We start from the raw sequence: 18,509 nt of genomic DNA on the forward strand, positions 1-18,509 counted from the left end.
GCGGGCTTACCCAATGTTGGCCAGAAGCCCGACGTGGCTTCCTCGAACAGGCCTAATACATAGATGCAGTCGGGTTTTCATGTTCAAAAGCGGGTTGACGGTGGGGGTGAGTCCATACATAGGAGCGAGCTTGCTCGCGAAGGGAGTTTCCCGGTGGCTTCGGTGTTTCGGGTTGACGCTGCCCCTCTCCCCAGCCCTCTCCCTGAAGGGAGAGGGGGCAGTCCGTGCCGAGAGACGGCTAGGTTTCATCCGGCAGCTTTCGGCATTGCCGGCTAACTCCAGAGCACCAGCATCTGCCCAACGGTCCCCTCTCCCTTCAGGGAGAGGGTTAGGGAGAGGGCGCTCTTGGAGCAAACGCCGAGCCTAGCCGGCAGAATGCAATTCGCGAGCAAGCTCGCTCCTACGAAGAGCATCCGGCGCAACTACCCTCCGATTTGCCCTACTCCCTTGCTCTGACTTGTATTTTCTTTCTCTCGTAACGATAATCAATCTCATTATCGTTCGAGGGCCAGCCATGTTCGTCGAAACCCACACCTCCCTGCTCGACCGCTGGTATCGCCTGGGCACCCGCATCCGCTGCGCGCTGGAGCCCGACGAGCCGCGCCTGCTGGAGCTCTACCTGTTCGAGACGCGCTACCTGGTGGCCTGGGAGCCGCTGCCGGCCTGGCAGCTGTTCGAGAAGAGCTTCCAGCTGCTGCTCGACACCGCCGCCGACGTCGCCCTGCCGTGGCATTGGCGCGGGCTCTGCCTCGACCACGCCTATCGCCCGCTCTGCGACCTGCGCCGCCTCGCCGGCGATGCCGAACGCAGGCAGCGCCTGCAACAGCTTTCGCGCCGGCTGGCCACGCAGCCGATGGCGCCTTCCCTGACGTACCACGACCTGTAAGCGAGAAAGCAGAATGACTGACAGCCGTATCGAACGCGACAGCATGGGTGAACTGGCGGTGCCGGCCGCGGCGCTGTATGGGGCCCAGACCCAGCGTGCGGTGAATAACTTCCCGGTCAGCGGCCAGCGCATGCCCGCCGCCTTCATCCGCGCGCTGCTGCTGGCCAAGGCCGCCGCGGCGCGAGCCAACGTCGCCCTGGAGCAACTGGACGCCGAGACCGGCGCGGCCATCGTCGCCGCCTGCGAGGAACTGCTGGGCGGCGACTTTCTCCAGCACTTCCCGGTGGACGTGTTCCAGACCGGCTCCGGCACCAGCTCCAACATGAACGCCAACGAGGTGGTGGCGACCCTCGCCGGCCGTCGCCTGGGCCGCGCGGTCAACCCCAACGACCAGGTCAACTGCGGGCAGAGCAGCAACGACATCATCCCCTCGACCATCCACATCAGCGCCGCCCTGGAAATCCACGAGCGCCTGCTGCCGGCGCTGCGCCACCTGCAGGCCACCCTCGAGCGCAAGGCCGGCGAGGTGCAGCAGTACGTCAAGACCGGGCGTACCCACCTGATGGACGCCATGCCGGTGCGCCTGAGTCAGGTGCTCGGCGGCTGGGCCCAGCAGGTACGCCAGGCCACTGCCAACCTCGAAGCCCTGCGGCCGGCGCTGCAGCAACTGGCCCAGGGCGGCACCGCCGTCGGCACCGGGGTGAATGCCCACCCGCAGTTCTCCGCGCGCTTCTGCCAGGAACTCAACGGCCTGACCGGCCTGGCCTTCCGCCCGGGCGACGACTTCTTCGCGCTGATCGGCGCCCAGGACACCGCCGTGGCCGTCTCCGGCCAGCTCAAGACCCTCGCCGTGGCGCTGATGAAGGTCGCCAACGACCTGCGCTGGATGAACTCCGGCCCGCTCGCCGGCCTCGCCGAGATCGAGCTGGAAGCCCTGCAGCCGGGCTCCTCGATCATGCCCGGCAAGGTCAACCCGGTGATCCCCGAGGCCACCGCCATGGTCGCCGCCCAGGTGATCGGCAACGACGCCACCATCGCCGTGGCCGGGCAGTCCGGCAACTTCGAGCTGAACGTGATGCTGCCGGTGATCGCCGACAACCTGCTGCAGAGCATCCAGCTGCTGGGCAACGTCAGCCGCCTGCTGGCCGACAAGGCCATCGCCAGCTTCAAGGTCAACGAGGCGCGCCTGCGCGAAGCGCTGTCGCGCAACCCGATCCTGGTCACCGCGCTGAATCCGATCATCGGCTACCAGAAGGCCGCCGAGATCGCCAAGCAGGCCTACCGCGAGGGCCGCCCGATCATCGAGGTCGCCCTGGAGAACACCGATCTCGGCCGCGAGCGCCTGGAGGCCCTGCTGGACCCCGAGAAACTCACCGCCGGCGGCCTCTGAGGCCGATTCACCATGGAGGTATGTGACATGCGCCATTGGCAACAGACCATCGAACTGGGCAACCGCTGCTTCATCCGCAACGAGTTGATCGATGCCCGCGAGCACTACCTCCACGCCCTGGCCCACGCCCAGTTGCTGCTGGGCCGCTGGCACGACCCGGACGAGGCGGTGATGGCCTTCGTCATCTCCCACCACAACCTGGGCGACCTGCACGTGCAGCTGGGCCAGCCGGAAGAGGCCGCCGAATACCTGTGCAACTGCCACGAGCGGCTGCTGGAGCTGAGCATCGACCCGCGGCAGAGCCGCGACATGCGCGAGGCCGCGCTGCGCCACAGCCGGCGCAGCTACCTCGAACTGCTCAACTTCATCGGCGAGCACGGCAACTACCCGCGCACCCGCGAGCTGCTGCACCAGCAGGGCGAAGTGGAGCTGCGTCCCGGCCTCTTCGCCACCCCGCAATCCATGCGCTACCACTAGGAGCGACCATGCCCCACAGTCTTCCCGCCTTGCCCTACGCCTACGACGCCCTGGAGCCGCACATCGATGCGCGGACCATGGAGATCCACCACAGCAAGCACCACCAGACCTACGTCAACAACCTGAACGCCGCGCTGGAGGGCACGGCTTTCGCCGAACTGCCGGTGGAGGAACTGCTGCAGCAGCTCAACCGCCTGCCGGAGAAGTTGCTCGGCGCGGTGATCAATAACGGCGGCGGCCATGCCAACCATTCGCTGTTCTGGCAGGTGATGTCGCCGACCGGCGGCGGCGAGCCCGACGGCGCCCTGGCCCGCGCCATCGAGACCGAACTGGGTGGCTACGCGGCCTTCCGCGACGCCTTCACCAAGGCCGCGCTGACCCGCTTCGGCAGCGGCTGGGCCTGGCTCTGCGTCGACAGCCAGGGCCGCCTGAAGGTGGAAAGCAGCGCCAACCAGGACAGCCCGCTGATGCAGGACCTGATCCCCATCCTCGGCCTGGATGTCTGGGAGCACGCCTACTACCTGCAGTACCAGAACCGCCGGCCGGAATACATCGCGGCCTTCTACGAGGTCGTCGACTGGCCGGAAGTGGCGCGCCGCTACCGCCTGGCCCTGGAGCAGCGGGGGCTCGCCTGATGCCCGCCGCGGAAGTGACGCCATGCGCCCGCTAGAGGCAAGCGCGCGGCAGGGCGGCGCGCGCAGCCTGCGCTGGCTGCTCGGCCTGGGGATAGTGCTGCTGGGCAGCGGCCTGATGTTCAACCACCTGTTGCTGCTGGCGCGCCTGCAATTGCCGGCGCCGCTGTACCAGGCGCTGAGCGGCGGCCTGATCTGCGCCCTGGGCACGGCCCTGGGCGCGGTTCCTGTGCTGCTGATCCGCAGCATGCCGGCGCGGGTCGCCGATACCCTGCTGGGCTTCGGCGCCGGGGTGATGCTGGCGGCGACAGCCTTTTCCCTGCTGCTGCCAGCCCTGGAGGCGGTCGAGGCGGGCGGTCGCTCGCCGCTGTACGCCGCGCTGCTGGTCAGCTTCGGCATGGCATTGGGCGTGCTGGGGCTGATGCTGGCCGGGCGGATGCTGGACGATGCCCAGCATGACCTGGACGACGCGCCGACCCCTGCCATTCCCGCCCGCATCCTGCTGTTCGTCGCGGCCATCGTCCTGCACAACATTCCCGAGGGGATGGCCGTGGGCGTTGCCGCCGGCGGCGAGGTCCAGGGCGCCGGCGGCCTGGCGCTGGGCATCGCCCTGCAGGACGTGCCCGAAGGCCTGGCCATCGCTCTGGTGCTGGCCGGCGCGGGGATGTCGCGGGTGCGGGCGATGCTGGCCGGCGCGGCTTCCGGGCTGGTCGAGCCGCTGTTCGCGGTGCTCTGCGCCTGGCTGGTGGGGGTGTCGCGGATGCTGCTGCCCTGGGGCCTGGCCCTGGCGGCGGGGGCGATGCTCTACGTGGTGGTGCGGGAGATCATTCCCGAATCGCAGCGGCGCGGCTATGCCGGGGAGGCGACCCTGGGGCTGATCGTCGGCTTCTGCCTGATGATGGTGCTGGATACGTCGCTGGGCTAGCGCCCGGCGCGGTGCGGACGGGCGGTCACTCGCCTTCGTCGAAGTAGTTGTTGATCAGATCGACGAGAGCCTGTAGGGCCTCGTCGGCCTGCTCGCCCTCGGCGTTCAGGTGCAGATTGGTGCCCTTGCCCGCGGCCAGCATCATCACCGCCATGATGCTCTTGCCGTCCACCGTGCTCTCCGGGCTGCGACCGACGCGGACCTGGCACGGGAAGCGGCCGGCCACGCCGACGAATTTGGCCGCCGCGCGGGCGTGCAGGCCGAGCTTGTTGATGATGGTGATCTCGAGGGCGGGCATCGCGAGGGGGCTGTCCTTTCGTTATCTGCTGCTAGCTCAGGTCGCGGTGGCGAATCTGCACGTTCTTCAGGGTGGCTTTCAGGGCATTGCCGATGCGCTCGGCCAGGTAGACCGAACGATGATGGCCGCCCGTGCAGCCGATGGCAATGGTGACGTAGGCGCGGTTGCTGGCGGCGAAGCGCGGTAGCCATTTGTTCAGGTAGCCCAGGGTGTCCTGGTACATCTCTTCCACGTCGGGCTGCTCGGCGAGATATTCCTGCACGCCCTTGTCCAGGCCCGACTGCTCGCGCAGCTCGGGTTTCCAGTAGGGGTTGGGCAGGCAGCGCACGTCGAACACCAGGTCGGCGTCCACCGGCATGCCGCGCTTGAAGCCGAACGACTCGACGAGGAAGGCGGTGCCCGGCTCGGGTTTGTTCAGCAGGCGCAGCTTGATGACGTCGCGCAACTGGTAGAGGTTGAGGCTGGTGGTGTTCAGCTTGAGGTCGGCGAGGTCGGCGATCGGGCTGAGCAGTTGCTCCTCGTCGGCGATGGCCTCGGCGAGGGAGCGGGTGTCGGTGGTCAGCGGGTGGCGCCGGCGCGTCTCGGAGAAGCGCTTGAGCAGCGTCTCGTCGTCGGCGTCCAGGTACAGCACGTCGCACTGGATGTGCTTGTCGCGGGCTTCCTGCAGCAGTTCGGGGAAGCGCTTGAGCTGGCTGGGCAGGTTGCGCGCGTCGATCGACACGGCCACCTGCGGGTGCATCAGCTCGGTGTGCAGCAGCGCGCGCTGGGCCAGGTCCGGCAGCAGGCTGGCCGGCAGGTTGTCGATGCAGTAGAAGCCGTTGTCCTCGAGGACGTTGAGGGCAGTGCTCTTGCCGGAGCCGGAACGGCCGCTGACGATGATCAGGCGCATGCTAGTGGCCGTTCTGCACTTCCACGACTGTCTGGTACAGCGCCTCGCCATCGCTCGCGCGGCGCAGGCGTTCGCGCACCTCGGAACGGTCGAGCATCGAGGCGATCTGGCGCAGCAGCTCCAGGTGCTCCTCGGTGGCCGCTTCGGGTACCAGCAGGACGAACACCAGGTCGACCGGGGCGCCGTCGAGGGCGTCGAAGTCCACCGGCGCATCGAGGTGAAGGATGGCGCTGATCGGCGCCTTGCAGCCGGTCAGGCGGCAGTGGGGAATGGCGATGCCATTGCCGAAGCCGGTGGAGCCCAGGCGTTCGCGGGCCACCAGGCTTTCGAAGATGTCTTGCGCGTCGAGGCCGGGAAGGTCTTTCACGACCAGGTTGGCGATCTGTTCGAGTACGCGCTTCTTGCTGCCGCCCGGCACGTTCACCAGGGAACGGCCGGGGGACAGGATCTGCTCAAGTCGGATCATAGGGGAGGGGGGTTAGCGGACTCCAACGCCCTGTTGGCGTTCGAGGTACTTTTCCTTGTGTTTGATCAGTTGTCGATCGAGTTTGTCGGTCAGCAGGTCGATGGCGGCGTACATGTCTTCGTGTTCTGCGCAGGCCACGACTTCGCCACCGGAAATGTGCAGCGTGGCTTCGATACGCTGTTTCAGCTTTTCGACCTCCATGATGACCTGAACATTGGTGATCTTGTCGAAGTGGCGCTCCAGTCGGCCGAGTTTCTCGACCACGTAGTCGCGCAGGGCGTCGGTCACATCCAGTTGATGGCCACTGATGTTGACTTGCATACCGCTTTCTCCTTATTGCCCGTGTATAAGTGGCAGGTTATGGGGCCTGCCGCCGGAACACCTTGGCTTGGGTCAATCAGACCAGTCGCTTGCGCTCGCTCGATGGAGCTATTCCGAGAGATTCCCGGTACTTGGCGACTGTCCGACGTGCCACTTGAATGCCCTGTGCCTCCAGTAAACCAGCGATCTTGCTGTCGCTCAACGGCTTTTTCGGACTTTCTGCCGCGACCAGTTTCTTGATGATCGCGCGGATCGCCGTGGACGAGCATTCGCCGCCCTCGGAAGTGCTCACGTGGCTGGAGAAGAAGTACTTCAGCTCGAAGATGCCGCGTGGGGTGTGCATGAATTTCTGCGTGGTGACCCGCGAAATGGTCGATTCGTGCATGCCCACCGCCTCGGCGATGTCGTGCAGGACCAGCGGCTTCATGGCCTCCTCGCCGTACTCGAGGAAACCGCGCTGGTGCTCGACGATCTGCGTCGCCACCTTCATCAGCGTCTCGTTGCGGCTCTGCAGGCTCTTGATGAACCAGCGGGCTTCCTGCAACTGGTTGCGCATGAAGGTGTTGTCGGCGCTGGAGTCGGCGCGGCGCACCAGGCCGGCATACTGCGAGTTGACGCGCAGGCGCGGCACCGCTTCCTGGTTCAGCTCCACCAGCCAGCGCTCGTTGTGCTTGCGCACTATCACGTCCGGCACCACGTACTCGGCCTCGCCGGACTCGATCTGCGAGCCCGGGCGCGGGTGCAGCGACTGGATCAGCTCGATGGTCTCGCGCAGCTCGTCTTCCTTGAGCTTCATGCGCCGCATCAGCTGGGTGTAGTCGCGGCTGCCGAGCAGGTCGAGGTGGTCGGCGACCAGGCGCAGGGCCTCGCTCAGCAGGTGGGTGTTGGCGGGCATCTGGCGCAGCTGCAGCAGCAGGCATTCGCGCAGGTTGCGCGCGCCGACGCCGGCCGGCTCCATCTGCTGGATGCGCCGCAGCACCACTTCCACCTCGTCCATCTCGATGCCCAGCTCGGGGTCGAGGGAGGTGAGGATGTCTTCCAGGGACTCTTCCAGGTAGCCGTCGTTGTTGATGCCGTCGATGATGCTCAGGGCTACCAGGCGGTCGGTGTCGGACATGGGGCAGAGGTTCAGCTGCCACAGCAGGTGGCTCTGCAGGCTCTCGCCGGCGGAGGTGCGGGCGGTGAAGTCCCATTCGTCGTCATCGTTGCTGGGCAGGCTGCTGGCGCTGGTCTGGTAGACGTCTTCCCAGGCGGTGTCGACCGGGAGTTCGTTGGGGATGCGCTCGGCCCACTGGTCTTCGTCCAGGCTGTCGGCGCTGGGCGTAGTGGTTTCCTGGAAGCTTTCGCTCTGCGAGTTGACGTTGGTATTGGTGGGGGTTTCCGCGCCCTCGGCGTAGGGGTCGCTACCGTCGAAGTCTTCGCCTTCTTCCTGGCGCTCGAGCATCGGGTTGGATTCCAGCGCCTCCTGGATCTCCTGTTGCAGATCCAGGGTGGAGAGTTGGAGCAGTCGGATGGCCTGTTGCAGCTGCGGAGTCATCGTCAGCTGCTGGCCCATCTTGAGGACGAGCGATGGTTTCATGGCTGGAACTTGGCACCTTGTCCGCGGGCGTGTAGCGCACCCAATCCACGACTACGGGCGCCTGGACCCAAATTCCCGGACGCCGCTAGGAAGCAAATTATATGCCTGAATTCTCAGACTTTGCCTAGGGGCGTTTGCGCATAATTCGCTGCCTGTCCGTCGGCGCGACATGAGGTTGCGCCCCGGCGCGACGGCCGGGGCAGGACTTCAGAGGCGGAACTCGTGGCCCAGGTAGACTTCCTTGACCAGTTCGTTGGCCAGGATGGCCGCGGAATCGCCTTCGGCGATCAACTGGCCGTCGTTGACGATGTAGGCCGTCTCGCAGATGTCCAGGGTCTCGCGCACGTTGTGGTCGGTGATGAGCACGCCGATGCCCTTGGCCTTGAGGTGGTGGATGATCTGCTTGATGTCGCCCACCGAGATCGGGTCGACGCCGGCGAAGGGTTCGTCGAGGAGGATGAACTTCGGCGAGCTGGCCAGGGCGCGGGCGATCTCCACGCGGCGGCGCTCGCCGCCGGACAGGCTCATGCCGAGGTTGTCGCGGATGTGGTGGATGTGGAACTCCTCCAGCAGGCCTTCCAGGGCCTCCTTGCGGCCGTTGCGATCGAGGTCGGCGCGGGTTTCGAGGATGGCGCCGATGTTGTCCGCCACCGACAGCTTGCGGAAGATCGAGGCTTCCTGCGGCAGGTAGCCGATGCCGGCGCGGGCGCGGCCGTGCATGGGCAGGTTGGTGACGTCCTGCTCGTCGATGCGGACCACGCCCTGGTCGGCGCGGACCAGGCCGACGATCATGTAGAAGCAGGTGGTCTTGCCGGCGCCGTTGGGGCCGAGCAGGCCGACGATCTGCCCGCTGTCGATGCTCATGCTGACGTCGCGGACGACCTGGCGGCCCTTGTAGCTCTTGGCGAGGTGCTGTGCGGTGAGCGTGGCCATTACTGGGCTTGATCCTGCTTCTTCTTGGGCTGGATGACCATGTCGATGCGCGGGCGCGGGGTGGTCACCTGGGTGCCGGTGGCGCGGCCGGCGTTGACGATCTGCCGTTCGGTGTCATAGACGACCTTCTCGCCTTCGAAGGTGTTGCCTTCCTGGATCACCTTGGCCTGGTCGATCAGGATCACCCGGTTCTGGGTGACGAAGTACTGGATGGTCAGGCCGTAGGCCTTGGTGATTTCCTTGTCCGGCGCCGGCTTCTGCTCGAAATAGGCGGGCTTGCCGACCGAGGTGACCACCTCGATCTCGCCGTCCTTGTTCTGCTTGAGGGTGACGGTGTTGCCGGTCAGCTTCATGCTGCCCTGGGTCACCACCACGTCGCCGCGGTACACGGCGACGCCCTGCTTGTCGTCCAGTTCGGCGCTGTCGGCCTGCACGCGGATCGGCTGCTCGCGATCCGTCGGCAGCGCCCAGCCAGCGCTGCTGCCCAGGGCGGCGACGAGGCCGAGGAAAAGGGGGAAGGTTTTAACGAACCTCATGCTGACCTCTTACGTTGGACAGCAGGGTCATCCGGCTGTCTTTCAGATACGCTTTCATGCCTACCGCCGTGGTCACCCCTTGGGGCTCGGTGATCTTAACGGGTTGACTGGTCTCGGCATAATCCTTGTCCGGGAACACCGTCATGCGCGTGGTGGTGAGCAGCAGGGTGCGGTTCTGCGCGTCGGTGCGCTGGACCCGGACGTTGTCGATCAGTTCGACCTGCTTGCCTTCCGGGCCGACCTCGGCGCGCACGCTCTGCACGTGCCACGGCTGCGGCTCGCCCTCGCGGAAGAAGAACAGGTCCGGCGTGGTGACGTTGGTGACGTCGGTGGCTTTCATGTGCTCCAGGCGATCGGCGGTCATCTCGTAGGCCAGGCTGCCGTCCTCGCGGTACTGCAGGCTGTGGGCATTGGCCGCGTAGAAGTCGATGGCGTCGTTGCTCGGCGCGACCTGGCGCTCGTTGAAGTCCAGGCGCACGTTCCAGTAGTAGCCCAGTGCGACCAGCAGGACCGCGATCAGGGCGAGGAGGAGCTTCTGGCGAAGGGTCTTCGGCATGTCTGGCTCTACAGGTAGGCGCTTTGCGCCGCCTCGAGGTTGCCCTGGGCGCGCAGGATGAGTTCGCAGAATTCACGGGCCGCGCCTTCGCCGCCGCGCGCCTGGGTCACGCCGTGGGCGTGCTGGCGAACGAAGGCGTCGGCGCTGGCCACCGCCATGCCCAGGCCGACCCGGCGGATGACCGGAAGGTCGGGCAGGTCGTCGCCCAGGTAGGCGACCTGTTCATAGCCTAGCCCGAGTTCGGCGAGCAGTTGGTCGAGGACCGCCAGCTTGTCCTCGCGGCCCTGGAACAGGTGCTCGATGCCCAGGTTCTGCGCGCGGCGCTCGACCACGGCGCTCTTGCGGCCGCTGATGATGGCGGTGCGCACGCCCGAGGCGATGAGCATCTTGATGCCGTGGCCGTCGAGGGTGTTGAAGGTCTTGAACTCGCCGCCGTCGGGCAGGAAGTAGAGCTTGCCGTCGGTCAGCACGCCATCCACGTCGAACACCGCCAGGCGCACGCCACTGGCGCGTTGCAGCAGGTCTGCGGTCATTCAGATGACTCCGGCGCGGGTCAGGTCGTGGACGTGCAGGACGCCGACCGGGTGGTCGTCGCCGTCGACCACCACCAGGACGTTGATCTTGTGGTCGTCCATGATCTTCAGGGCTTCGGCGGCGAGCATGTCCGGGCGCACGGTCTTGCCGTGCACGGTCATCACCTGGTCGATGGTGGCCGTGCGCACGTCCACGCCCTTGTCCAGGGTGCGGCGCAGGTCGCCGTCGGTGAACACGCCGGCCAGGCGGCCGTCCGCGCCGAGGACGATGGTCATGCCCAGGCCCTTGCGGGTCATTTCCAGCAGGGCGCCGCTGAGCGAAGTGCCGGGGGCGACCTGCGGCAGTTCTTCACCCACGTGCATGATGTTTTCCACTTTCAGCAACAATCTCCGGCCCAGGGCGCCGCCCGGATGGGAGAAGGCGAAGTCCTCGGCGGTGAAGCCGCGGGCTTCCAGCAGGGCCACGGCGAGGGCGTCGCCGAGCACCAGGGAGACGGTGGTGGAGGAGGTCGGCGCCAGGTTCAGCGAGCAGGCCTCGTGTTCGACGCTGGCGTCCAGGTTCACCGCGGCGGCCTTGGCCAGCGGCGACTCGGGGTTGCCGGTCATGCTCACCAGGGTGATGCCCAGGCGGGCGATCAGCGGCAGCAGGGTGATGATCTCGGCGGTGGAGCCGGAGTTGGACAGCGCCAGGACCACGTCGTCCCTGGTGATCATGCCCATGTCGCCGTGGCTGGCCTCGGCCGGGTGCACGAAGAACGCCGGGGTGCCGGTGCTGGCCAGGGTGGCGGCGATCTTGCGGGCGATGTGCCCGGACTTGCCCATGCCGACCACCACCACGCGGCCGCTGCAGCCGAGCAGCAGTTCGCAGGCCCTGGAGAAATCGGCCCCGATGCGTGGCAGCAGGGCATCCACCGCATCGCGCTCGAGGCCGATGGTGCGTTGTGCCGACTGGATGAAATCGTGATTCTGGCTCATGTTCCGATCGCGTGGGGCGAAGTGAAGGGCGAGATTATAACGGTAAAGCGGTCCGGGCTTCACCCTGCCGATACCGGATCTTGCACAGGGAAAGCTGAATCCGAGCTGAATCGCCGGCGGCGGGCCTTGGGCCGCCGCGCGCGCCAATGCTATAGTTCGCCGCCGTTCGGCCTGTCTTGCGTTACCGTGTTCCGACGGTTCGACGGGGCATTGCAGGGACAGGGCCGTCATGCAAGGAGTTCTATGAGCACCGATGAAAAATACGCTGTCGAGCTGAAGGGGGTCACCTTCAAGCGCGGTACCCGCGCCATCTTCGACAACGTGGATATCCGTATTCCGCGCGGCAAGGTCACCGGCATCATGGGGCCGTCGGGTTGCGGCAAGACCACCTTGCTGCGCCTGATCGCCGCACAGCTGCGCCCGGTCAAGGGCGACGTCATGGTCAACGGGCAGAACCTGCCGAAGCTGGCCCGCGCCGACCTGTTCGACCTGCGCAAGCAGTTCGGCGTGCTGTTCCAGAGCGGCGCGCTGTTCACCGACCTGGACGTGTTCGAGAACGTCGCCTTCCCGCTGCGGGTGCACACCGACCTGCCCGAGGAGATGATCCGCGACATCGTCCTGATGAAGCTGCAGGCCGTGGGCCTGCGCGGGGCGCTGGAGCTGATGCCGGACGAGCTGTCCGGGGGCATGAAGCGCCGCGTGGCGCTGGCCCGGGCGATCGCCCTGGACCCGCAGATCCTCATGTACGACGAACCCTTCGTCGGCCAGGACCCGATCGCCATGGGCGTGCTGGTTCGGCTGATCCGCCTGCTCAACGATGCCCTGGGCATCACCAGCATCGTGGTCTCCCACGACCTGGCGGAAACCGCCAGCATCGCCGACTACATCTATATCGTCGGCGACGGCAAGGTGCTGGGGCAGGGCACGCCGGCGGAGCTCAAGGAGCTCGACGATCCGCGCGTGCGCCAGTTCATGAAGGGGATTCCGGATGGTCCGGTGCCCTTCCACTATCCCGCGCGCGACTATCGCGCCGACCTGCTGGGGGAACGCTGATGCGCAAGACTTCACTGCTCGAGCGGATTCGCCTGCTCGGGCGGTCGGGCCTCGACGTGCTCGAGGCGCTCGGCCGTTCCACGCTGTTCCTCGGCCACGCCATGCTCGGCCGCCGGGTGCCCGGCGGCATGGGCCAGCTGCTGGTCAAGCAGCTGTACTCGGTGGGCGTGCTGTCGCTGGCGATCATCGTGGTTTCGGGCGTCTTCATCGGCATGGTGCTGGCCCTGCAGGGCTACAACATCCTCAAGGACTATGGTTCGGAGCAGGCGGTGGGACAGATGGTGGCCCTGACCCTGCTGCGCGAACTGGGCCCGGTGGTGACCGGCCTGCTGTTCGCCGGCCGCGCGGGCTCTGCGCTGACCGCCGAGATCGGCAACATGAAATCCACCGAGCAGCTCTCCAGCCTGGAGATGATCGGCGTCGACCCGCTGCGCTACGTGATCGCGCCGCGCCTGTGGGCCGGCTTCATTTCGATGCCGCTGCTGGCGGCGATCTTCAGCGTGGTCGGCATCTGGGGCGGCGCCGCCGTCGCCGTCGACTGGCTGGGCGTATACGAGGGTTCCTTCTGGTCGAACATGCAGAACAGCGTGCAATTCGGCGAGGATGTGCTCAATGGCGTGATCAAGAGCGTGGTGTTCGCCTTCGTGGTGACCTGGATCGCCGTGTTCCAGGGCTATGACTGCGAGCCGACCTCCGAAGGGATCAGCCGCGCAACGACTCGAACCGTGGTCTATGCCTCCCTGGCGGTACTGGGGCTGGACTTCATACTGACCGCTTTGATGTTTGGAGACTTCTGATGCAAACCCGCACCCTGGAAATCGGTGTAGGCCTGTTTCTTCTCGGCGGCCTGCTGGCCCTGCTGCTGCTGGCGCTGCGTGTCAGCGGCCTGACCATCGGGCATTCCAATGACACCTACCAGCTGTATGCCTACTTCGACAACGTCGCCGGCGTGACCGTGCGCGGCAAGGTGACCATGGCCGGCGTGACCATCGGCAAGGTGGTCGCCGTGGACCTGGACCACGACAGCTACCGTGGCCGGGTGACCATGGAAATCAACAAGAGCGTCAACAACCTGCCGGACGACTCCACCGCGTCTATCCTCACCGCAGGCCTGCTGGGCGAGAAATACATCGGCATCAGCGTCGGCGGCGACGACAAGATGCTCACGGACGGCGGCGTCATCCACGACACCCAGTCCGCGCTGGTGCTGGAGGACCTGATCGGCAAGTTCCTGTTGAACTCGGTCAACAAAGAAGAGCCCAAGAAGCAATGACGATGATGAGGATGAACGCCATGCTGACTCTCCTGCGCCGCGGCCTGCTGGTCCTGCTCGCAGCACTGCCGCTGATCGCCAGCGCCGCGCCCAATGCGCAGCAGGTGGTGCAGCAGACCGTCGACAACCTGCTGTCCGACCTCAAGGCCAACAAGCCGGCCTACCGCGCCGATCCCAAGCAGCTCTACGCCGCCCTGGACCGCATCCTCGGCCCGGTGGTGGACTCCGAGGGCATCGCCAGGGGCGTGATGACCGTCAAGTATTCGCGCCAGGCCTCCCCGGAGCAGATCAAGCGCTTCGAGACGGTGTTCAAGAACAGCCTGATGCAGTTCTACGGCAACGCCCTGCTCGAGTACGACAACCAGGACATCCGCGTGCTGCCGTCCACCGGCAAGCAGGACCCGGAGCGCTCCAGCGTGAACATGGAGATCCGTGACAGCAAGGGCACCGTCTATCCGGTGCAGTACACCATGGTCAACCAGTCGGGGACCTGGCGCCTGCGCAACGTGATCATCAACGGCATCAACATCGGCAAGCTGTTCCGCGACCAGTTCGCCGACTCCATGCAGAAGAACGGCAACGACCTGGAGAAGACCATCGCCGGTTGGGACCAGGTGGTCGCCCATGCCAAGGATGCCGCCAAGGGCAACCCGGACGAGGGTGGCGCGCAATGACCAGCGCCGCCAGCATCAGCGAGGTCGCGGCCGGCGAGCTGCGCCTGGCCGGGGTGCTCGACTACCGCAGCGGCACGCAGCTGCGCGAGCAGGGCAAGGCCCTGATCGCCGCGAGCGGCGCCCAGCAGCTGGTGGTGGATTGTTCGGCGGTGGAGAAGTCCAGCAGCGTCGGCCTGTCGCTGCTGCTGGCCTTCCTGCGCGATGCGCAGCAGGCGGGCAAGAGCCTGCAGGTCCGCGGCTTGCCGAAAGACATGCAAGACATCGCCAAGGTCAGCGACCTCGACGGCATCCTGCCGCTGCAGGGCTGATCGGGGCGCTCGAAAGGCCCTCCGTCCGCGACTTCCCCTGGCGGGGTTCGCAGGCGGGGGGCTTTTTTGTATCATTGCCGGCCCGCGCGCGTTGAGCGCCGATCGAGGTCGAGCATGCAGGCGATTGAAGTCAAGAACATCCTGGAAGCCAAGCTCCCGGGTACCCAGGTCGAAGTGGAAGGCGAAGGCTGCAACTTCCAGCTGAACCTGATCAGTGACGAACTGGCCGGTCTGAGCCCGGTGAAACGTCAGCAGCAGATCTACGCGCACCTTAACGAATGGATCGCCAGTGGCGCCATCCATGCCGTGACCATGAAATTCTTCAGCCGCGCCGCCTGGGCCGAGCGTTCCTGAGCCGCCGGGGATATACCTGCTATGGACAAACTGATCATTACCGGCGGTTCCCGTCTCGACGGCGAAATCCGCATCTCCGGCGCCAAGAACTCCGCGCTGCCGATCCTTGCCGCCACCCTGCTGGCGGATACTCCGGTCACCGTGTGCAACCTGCCGCACCTGCACGACATCACCACCATGATCGAGCTGTTCGGTCGCATGGGCGTGCAGCCGGTGATCAACGAGAAGCTCAACGTCGAAGTCGACGCCAACAGCATCAGGACCCTGGTCGCGCCTTATGAATTGGTGAAAACCATGCGCGCCTCGATCCTGGTGCTCGGCCCCATGGTCGCGCGCTTCGGCGAGGCCGAGGTGGCCCTGCCCGGCGGCTGCGCCATCGGCTCGCGTCCGGTCGACCTGCACATCCGCGGCCTCGAGGCCATGGGCGCGCAGATCACCGTCGAAGGCGGCTACATCAAGGCCAAGGCCCCGGCCGGCGGCCTGCGTGGCGCGCACTTCTTCTTCGACACCGTGTCCGTGACCGGTACCGAGAACATCATGATGGCCGCGGCCCTGGCCAACGGCCGCACCGTGCTGGAAAACGCCGCCCGCGAGCCGGAAGTGGTCGACCTGGCCAACTGCCTGATCGCCATGGGCGCGCAGATCCAGGGCGCCGGCACCGACACCATCATCATCGATGGCGTGAAGCGCCTGGGCGGCGCCAAGTACAACGTGCTGCCCGACCGCATCGAGACCGGCACCTACCTGGTCGCCGCCGCCGCCACCGGTGGCCGCGTCAAGCTCAAGGACACCGACCCGACCATCCTCGAGGCGGTGCTGCTGAAGCTGGAAGAGGCCGGTGCGCACATCAACACCGGCAACGACTGGATCGAGCTGGACATGAAGGGCAACCGGCCGAAGGCGGTGAACATCCGCACCGCGCCGTACCCGGCTTTCCCCACCGACATGCAGGCCCAGTTCATCTCGCTGAACGCCGTGGCCGAAGGCACCGGCGCGGTGATCGAGACCGTGTTCGAGAACCGCTTCATGCATGTCTACGAGATGAACCGCATGGGCGCGCAGATCCTCGTCGAGGGCAACACCGCCATCGTCACCGGCGTGCCGCAGCTCAAGGGCGCCCCGGTCATGGCCACCGACCTGCGCGCTTCCGCCAGCCTGGTGATCGCTGGCCTGGTGGCCGAGGGCGACACCCTGATCGACCGCATCTACCACATCGACCGTGGCTACGAGTGCATCGAAGAGAAGCTGCAACTGCTCGGCGCCAAGATCCGCCGCGTACCGGGCTAGGGCTGACCAGACATGCTGACCATCGCCCTGTCCAAGGGCCGGATTCTCGATGACACCCTGCCGCTGCTCGCAGCGGCAGGCATTGTGCCGACCGAGAACCCGGACAAGAGCCGCAAGCTGATCATCCCCACCAGCCTCGACGACGTGCGCCTGCTGATCGTCCGCGCCACTGACGTGCCGACCTACGTCGAGCACGGCGCCGCCGACCTCGGCGTGGCCGGCAAGGACGTGCTGCTCGAATACGGCGGCCAGGGGCTGTACGAGCCGCTGGACCTGAAGATCGCCAACTGCAAGCTGATGACCGCCGGCGCGGTCGGCGCGGCCGAGCCCAAGGGGCGCCTGCGGGTGGCCACCAAGTTCGTCAACGTGGCCAAGCGCTACTACGCCGAGCAGGGCCGCCAGGTCGAGGTGATCAAGCTGTACGGCTCCATGGAGCTGGCGCCGCTGGTCGGCCTGGCCGACAAGATCATCGACGTGGTCGACACCGGCAACACCCTGCGCGCCAACGGCCTGGAACCCCAGGAGCTGATCGCCCACATCAGCTCGCGGCTGATCGTCAACAAGGCCTCGATGAAGATGCAGCACGCGCGCATCCAGGCCCTGATCGACACTCTGCGTGAAGCGGTGGAGTCTCGACACCGGGCGTAATTCCCTGCGCGGCCTTCCCGCCGCGCCCGCCTATCCGTGTCATAGCCAAATTTTCTCGGGTGCCCGCACGGTGGGCTTGCTAGTCTAGCGGCGCCCGAGATCACGCCAATTAAAGAGGCCAGCTATGACCGCACCCTTCGCCATCCGTCGACTCAACGCCGCCGATCCGGACTTCGCGCGTCATCTGGACCATCTGCTGTCCTGGGAAAGCGTGTCCGACGACGCCGTGAACCAGCGCGTGCTGGATATCATCGCCGACGTGCGCAGCCGTGGCGACGCCGCCCTGGTCGAGCTCACCCAGCGCTTCGACGGCCTCGCGGTCGCCAGCATGGCCGACCTGATCCTGCCGCGCGAGCGCCTGGAACTGGCCCTGACGCGCATCACCCCGGCCCAGCGCGAGGCGCTGGAAACCGCCGCCGAGCGCGTGCGCAGCTACCACGAGAAGCAGAAGCAGGACTCCTGGCGCTACACCGAGGCCGACGGCACCGTGCTCGGCCAGCAGGTCACCCCGCTGGACCGCGCCGGCCTGTACGTGCCCGGCGGCAAGGCTTCCTACCCGTCCTCGGTGCTGATGAACGCGATTCCAGCGAAGGTCGCCGGCGTCGCCGAAGTGGTGATGGTAGTGCCGACGCCGCGTGGCGAGATCAACGAGATCGTCCTCGCCGCCGCCTGCATCGCCGGCGTCGACCGCGTCTTCACCATCGGCGGCGCCCAGGCCGTGGCCGCGCTGGCCTACGGCACCGAGAGCGTGCCCCAGGTGGACAAGATCGTCGGCCCGGGCAACATCTACGTGGCCACCGCCAAGCGCCACGTGTTCGGCCAGGTGGGCATCGACATGATCGCCGGCCCCTCGGAGATCCTCGTGGTCTGCGACGGCGGCACCGACCCGGACTGGATCGCCATGGACCTGTTCTCCCAGGCCGAGCACGACGAGGACGCCCAGTCGATCCTGGTCAGCCCGGACGCCGCCTTCCTCGACAAGGTCGCCGCCAGCATCGAAAAGCTGCTGCCGACCATGGAGCGCGCCGAGATCATCCGCACCTCGCTGGGCAACCGCGGCGCGCTGATCCAGGTCGCCGACCAGGCCCAGGCCTGCCAGGTGGCCAACCGCATCGCCCCGGAGCACCTGGAACTGTCGGTGGCCGACCCGGAAAGCTGGCTGCCGAACATCCGCCACGCCGGCGCCATCTTCATGGGCCGCTACACCGCCGAGGCCCTGGGCGATTACTGCGCGGGCCCGAACCACGTGCTGCCGACCTCCGGCACCGCGCGCTTCTCCTCGCCGCTGGGCGTGTACGACTTCCAGAAGCGTTCGTCGATCATCTTCTGCTCGGCCGACGGCGCCTCGGTGCTCGGCAAGACCGCCTCGGTCCTGGCCCGCGGCGAGTCGCTGACCGCCCACGCGCGCAGCGCCGAATACCGGATCAAGGGCTGAAAAGCCGATAAAAACCGATAAAAGCCGCTGGAGGCTTGAGGCAGGACGAAGTGGGTTTCGCCTTTTCGTTCAGCCTCCAGC

General features: G+C 66.5%; 24 protein-coding genes. 14 read left to right on the plus strand and 10 right to left on the minus strand.

The window, feature by feature from the left end; genetic code table 11:
* The first annotated feature begins 514 nt into the window (after positions 1-514).
* From QSJ95_RS26855 to QSJ95_RS26875, 5 genes are read left to right on the plus strand one after another with little or no spacing between them, the layout of a single operon-like run.
* Positions 515-886, plus strand: coding sequence for a hypothetical protein (locus QSJ95_RS26855; RefSeq protein WP_009617785.1), 372 nt, complete (start codon positions 515-517; stop codon positions 884-886).
* A gap of 13 nt (positions 887-899) precedes the next feature.
* On the plus strand, positions 900-2,276 hold the full coding sequence (gene fumC / locus QSJ95_RS26860) for a class II fumarate hydratase FumC (RefSeq protein ID WP_285646592.1): 1,377 nt from the start codon (positions 900-902) through the stop codon (positions 2,274-2,276).
* Between the two features lie 27 nt (positions 2,277-2,303).
* Complete coding sequence (locus QSJ95_RS26865) at positions 2,304-2,753, plus strand: DUF2753 family protein (RefSeq protein ID WP_009617791.1); 450 nt, start codon at positions 2,304-2,306, stop codon at positions 2,751-2,753.
* 8 nt (positions 2,754-2,761) lie between these two features.
* Positions 2,762-3,388 (plus strand): superoxide dismutase, encoded by a 627-nt coding sequence (locus QSJ95_RS26870; RefSeq protein WP_281686811.1) that lies wholly within the window; start codon positions 2,762-2,764, stop codon positions 3,386-3,388.
* Between the two features lie 22 nt (positions 3,389-3,410).
* Complete coding sequence (locus QSJ95_RS26875; RefSeq protein ID WP_009617793.1) at positions 3,411-4,310, plus strand: ZIP family metal transporter; 900 nt, start codon at positions 3,411-3,413, stop codon at positions 4,308-4,310.
* A 25-nt stretch (positions 4,311-4,335) separates the two neighbouring features.
* Here the strand turns inward: QSJ95_RS26875 and QSJ95_RS26880 are convergent, their stop codons facing one another.
* From QSJ95_RS26880 to QSJ95_RS26925, 10 genes are all read right to left on the minus strand, one after another.
* A complete protein-coding gene (locus QSJ95_RS26880) occupies positions 4,336-4,608 on the minus strand; it encodes an HPr family phosphocarrier protein (protein WP_009617794.1) in 273 nt (90 codons plus the stop codon).
* A 31-nt stretch (positions 4,609-4,639) separates the two neighbouring features.
* Positions 4,640-5,497, minus strand: a complete 858-nt coding sequence (gene rapZ, locus QSJ95_RS26885) for an RNase adapter RapZ (RefSeq protein ID WP_058071418.1) — start codon at positions 5,495-5,497, stop codon at positions 4,640-4,642.
* A 1-nt stretch (position 5,498) separates the two neighbouring features.
* Complete coding sequence (gene ptsN / locus QSJ95_RS26890; protein WP_285646594.1) at positions 5,499-5,963, minus strand: PTS IIA-like nitrogen regulatory protein PtsN; 465 nt, start codon at positions 5,961-5,963, stop codon at positions 5,499-5,501.
* Positions 5,964-5,975: 12 nt separating this feature from the next.
* Positions 5,976-6,284, minus strand: coding sequence for a ribosome hibernation-promoting factor, HPF/YfiA family (gene hpf, locus QSJ95_RS26895; RefSeq protein ID WP_009617801.1), 309 nt, complete (start codon positions 6,282-6,284; stop codon positions 5,976-5,978).
* A 76-nt stretch (positions 6,285-6,360) separates the two neighbouring features.
* Positions 6,361-7,863 (minus strand): RNA polymerase factor sigma-54, encoded by a 1,503-nt coding sequence (locus tag QSJ95_RS26900; protein WP_267853761.1) that lies wholly within the window; start codon positions 7,861-7,863, stop codon positions 6,361-6,363.
* Positions 7,864-8,070: 207 nt separating this feature from the next.
* A complete protein-coding gene (gene lptB, locus QSJ95_RS26905) occupies positions 8,071-8,796 on the minus strand; it encodes an LPS export ABC transporter ATP-binding protein (RefSeq protein WP_009617805.1) in 726 nt (241 codons plus the stop codon).
* Entirely contained in the window at positions 8,796-9,332 is a 537-nt protein-coding gene (gene lptA, locus QSJ95_RS26910; protein ID WP_009617806.1) for a lipopolysaccharide transport periplasmic protein LptA, read from the minus strand. The genes lptB and lptA overlap by 1 nt, the downstream gene beginning before the upstream one ends.
* Positions 9,319-9,888, minus strand: coding sequence for an LPS export ABC transporter periplasmic protein LptC (gene lptC / locus QSJ95_RS26915; protein WP_009617808.1), 570 nt, complete (start codon positions 9,886-9,888; stop codon positions 9,319-9,321). Before lptC ends, lptA begins: the two co-directional genes overlap by 14 nt.
* A gap of 8 nt (positions 9,889-9,896) precedes the next feature.
* A complete protein-coding gene (locus tag QSJ95_RS26920; protein WP_009617809.1) occupies positions 9,897-10,421 on the minus strand; it encodes a KdsC family phosphatase in 525 nt (174 codons plus the stop codon).
* Positions 10,422-11,396 (minus strand): KpsF/GutQ family sugar-phosphate isomerase, encoded by a 975-nt coding sequence (locus QSJ95_RS26925; RefSeq protein ID WP_285646603.1) that lies wholly within the window; start codon positions 11,394-11,396, stop codon positions 10,422-10,424.
* 243 nt (positions 11,397-11,639) lie between these two features.
* On the opposite strand from QSJ95_RS26925, the gene QSJ95_RS26930 reads away from it, so the two are divergent.
* The 9 genes from QSJ95_RS26930 (at position 11,640) to hisD (ending at position 18,428) form a co-directional block, all read left to right on the plus strand.
* Positions 11,640-12,449 (plus strand): ATP-binding cassette domain-containing protein, encoded by an 810-nt coding sequence (locus tag QSJ95_RS26930; protein ID WP_009617813.1) that lies wholly within the window; start codon positions 11,640-11,642, stop codon positions 12,447-12,449.
* A complete protein-coding gene (mlaE, locus tag QSJ95_RS26935; protein ID WP_009617815.1) occupies positions 12,449-13,246 on the plus strand; it encodes a lipid asymmetry maintenance ABC transporter permease subunit MlaE in 798 nt (265 codons plus the stop codon). The genes QSJ95_RS26930 and mlaE overlap by 1 nt, the downstream gene beginning before the upstream one ends.
* The gene (mlaD, locus tag QSJ95_RS26940) at positions 13,246-13,722 is read left to right on the plus strand and encodes an outer membrane lipid asymmetry maintenance protein MlaD (protein ID WP_009617817.1); all 477 of its coding nucleotides are present in this window, start codon (positions 13,246-13,248) and stop codon (positions 13,720-13,722) included. Before mlaE ends, mlaD begins: the two co-directional genes overlap by 1 nt.
* Positions 13,723-13,742: 20 nt before the next feature.
* The gene (locus tag QSJ95_RS26945; RefSeq protein ID WP_043272555.1) at positions 13,743-14,396 is read left to right on the plus strand and encodes an MlaC/ttg2D family ABC transporter substrate-binding protein; all 654 of its coding nucleotides are present in this window, start codon (positions 13,743-13,745) and stop codon (positions 14,394-14,396) included.
* The gene (locus QSJ95_RS26950; protein ID WP_285646607.1) at positions 14,393-14,704 is read left to right on the plus strand and encodes an STAS domain-containing protein; all 312 of its coding nucleotides are present in this window, start codon (positions 14,393-14,395) and stop codon (positions 14,702-14,704) included. The genes QSJ95_RS26945 and QSJ95_RS26950 overlap by 4 nt, the downstream gene beginning before the upstream one ends.
* A 114-nt stretch (positions 14,705-14,818) precedes the next feature.
* Positions 14,819-15,058, plus strand: a complete 240-nt coding sequence (locus tag QSJ95_RS26955; RefSeq protein ID WP_009617824.1) for a BolA family protein — start codon at positions 14,819-14,821, stop codon at positions 15,056-15,058.
* A gap of 21 nt (positions 15,059-15,079) precedes the next feature.
* Entirely contained in the window at positions 15,080-16,345 is a 1,266-nt protein-coding gene (murA, locus tag QSJ95_RS26960; RefSeq protein WP_058071415.1) for a UDP-N-acetylglucosamine 1-carboxyvinyltransferase, read from the plus strand.
* Positions 16,346-16,357: 12 nt separating this feature from the next.
* Positions 16,358-16,993 carry an ATP phosphoribosyltransferase gene (hisG, locus tag QSJ95_RS26965; protein WP_009617828.1) on the plus strand — a complete coding sequence of 212 codons (636 nt, stop codon included), beginning with the start codon at positions 16,358-16,360 and terminating at the stop codon, positions 16,991-16,993.
* A gap of 124 nt (positions 16,994-17,117) precedes the next feature.
* Positions 17,118-18,428 carry a histidinol dehydrogenase gene (hisD, locus tag QSJ95_RS26970; RefSeq protein WP_009617836.1) on the plus strand — a complete coding sequence of 437 codons (1,311 nt, stop codon included), beginning with the start codon at positions 17,118-17,120 and terminating at the stop codon, positions 18,426-18,428.
* The last annotated feature ends 81 nt before the right edge of the window (positions 18,429-18,509 follow it).

It is taken from the genome of Pseudomonas sp. NBRC 100443 (assembly GCF_030268185.1).
In the GTDB taxonomy this organism is placed as follows: domain Bacteria; phylum Pseudomonadota; class Gammaproteobacteria; order Pseudomonadales; family Pseudomonadaceae; genus Pseudomonas; species Pseudomonas citronellolis.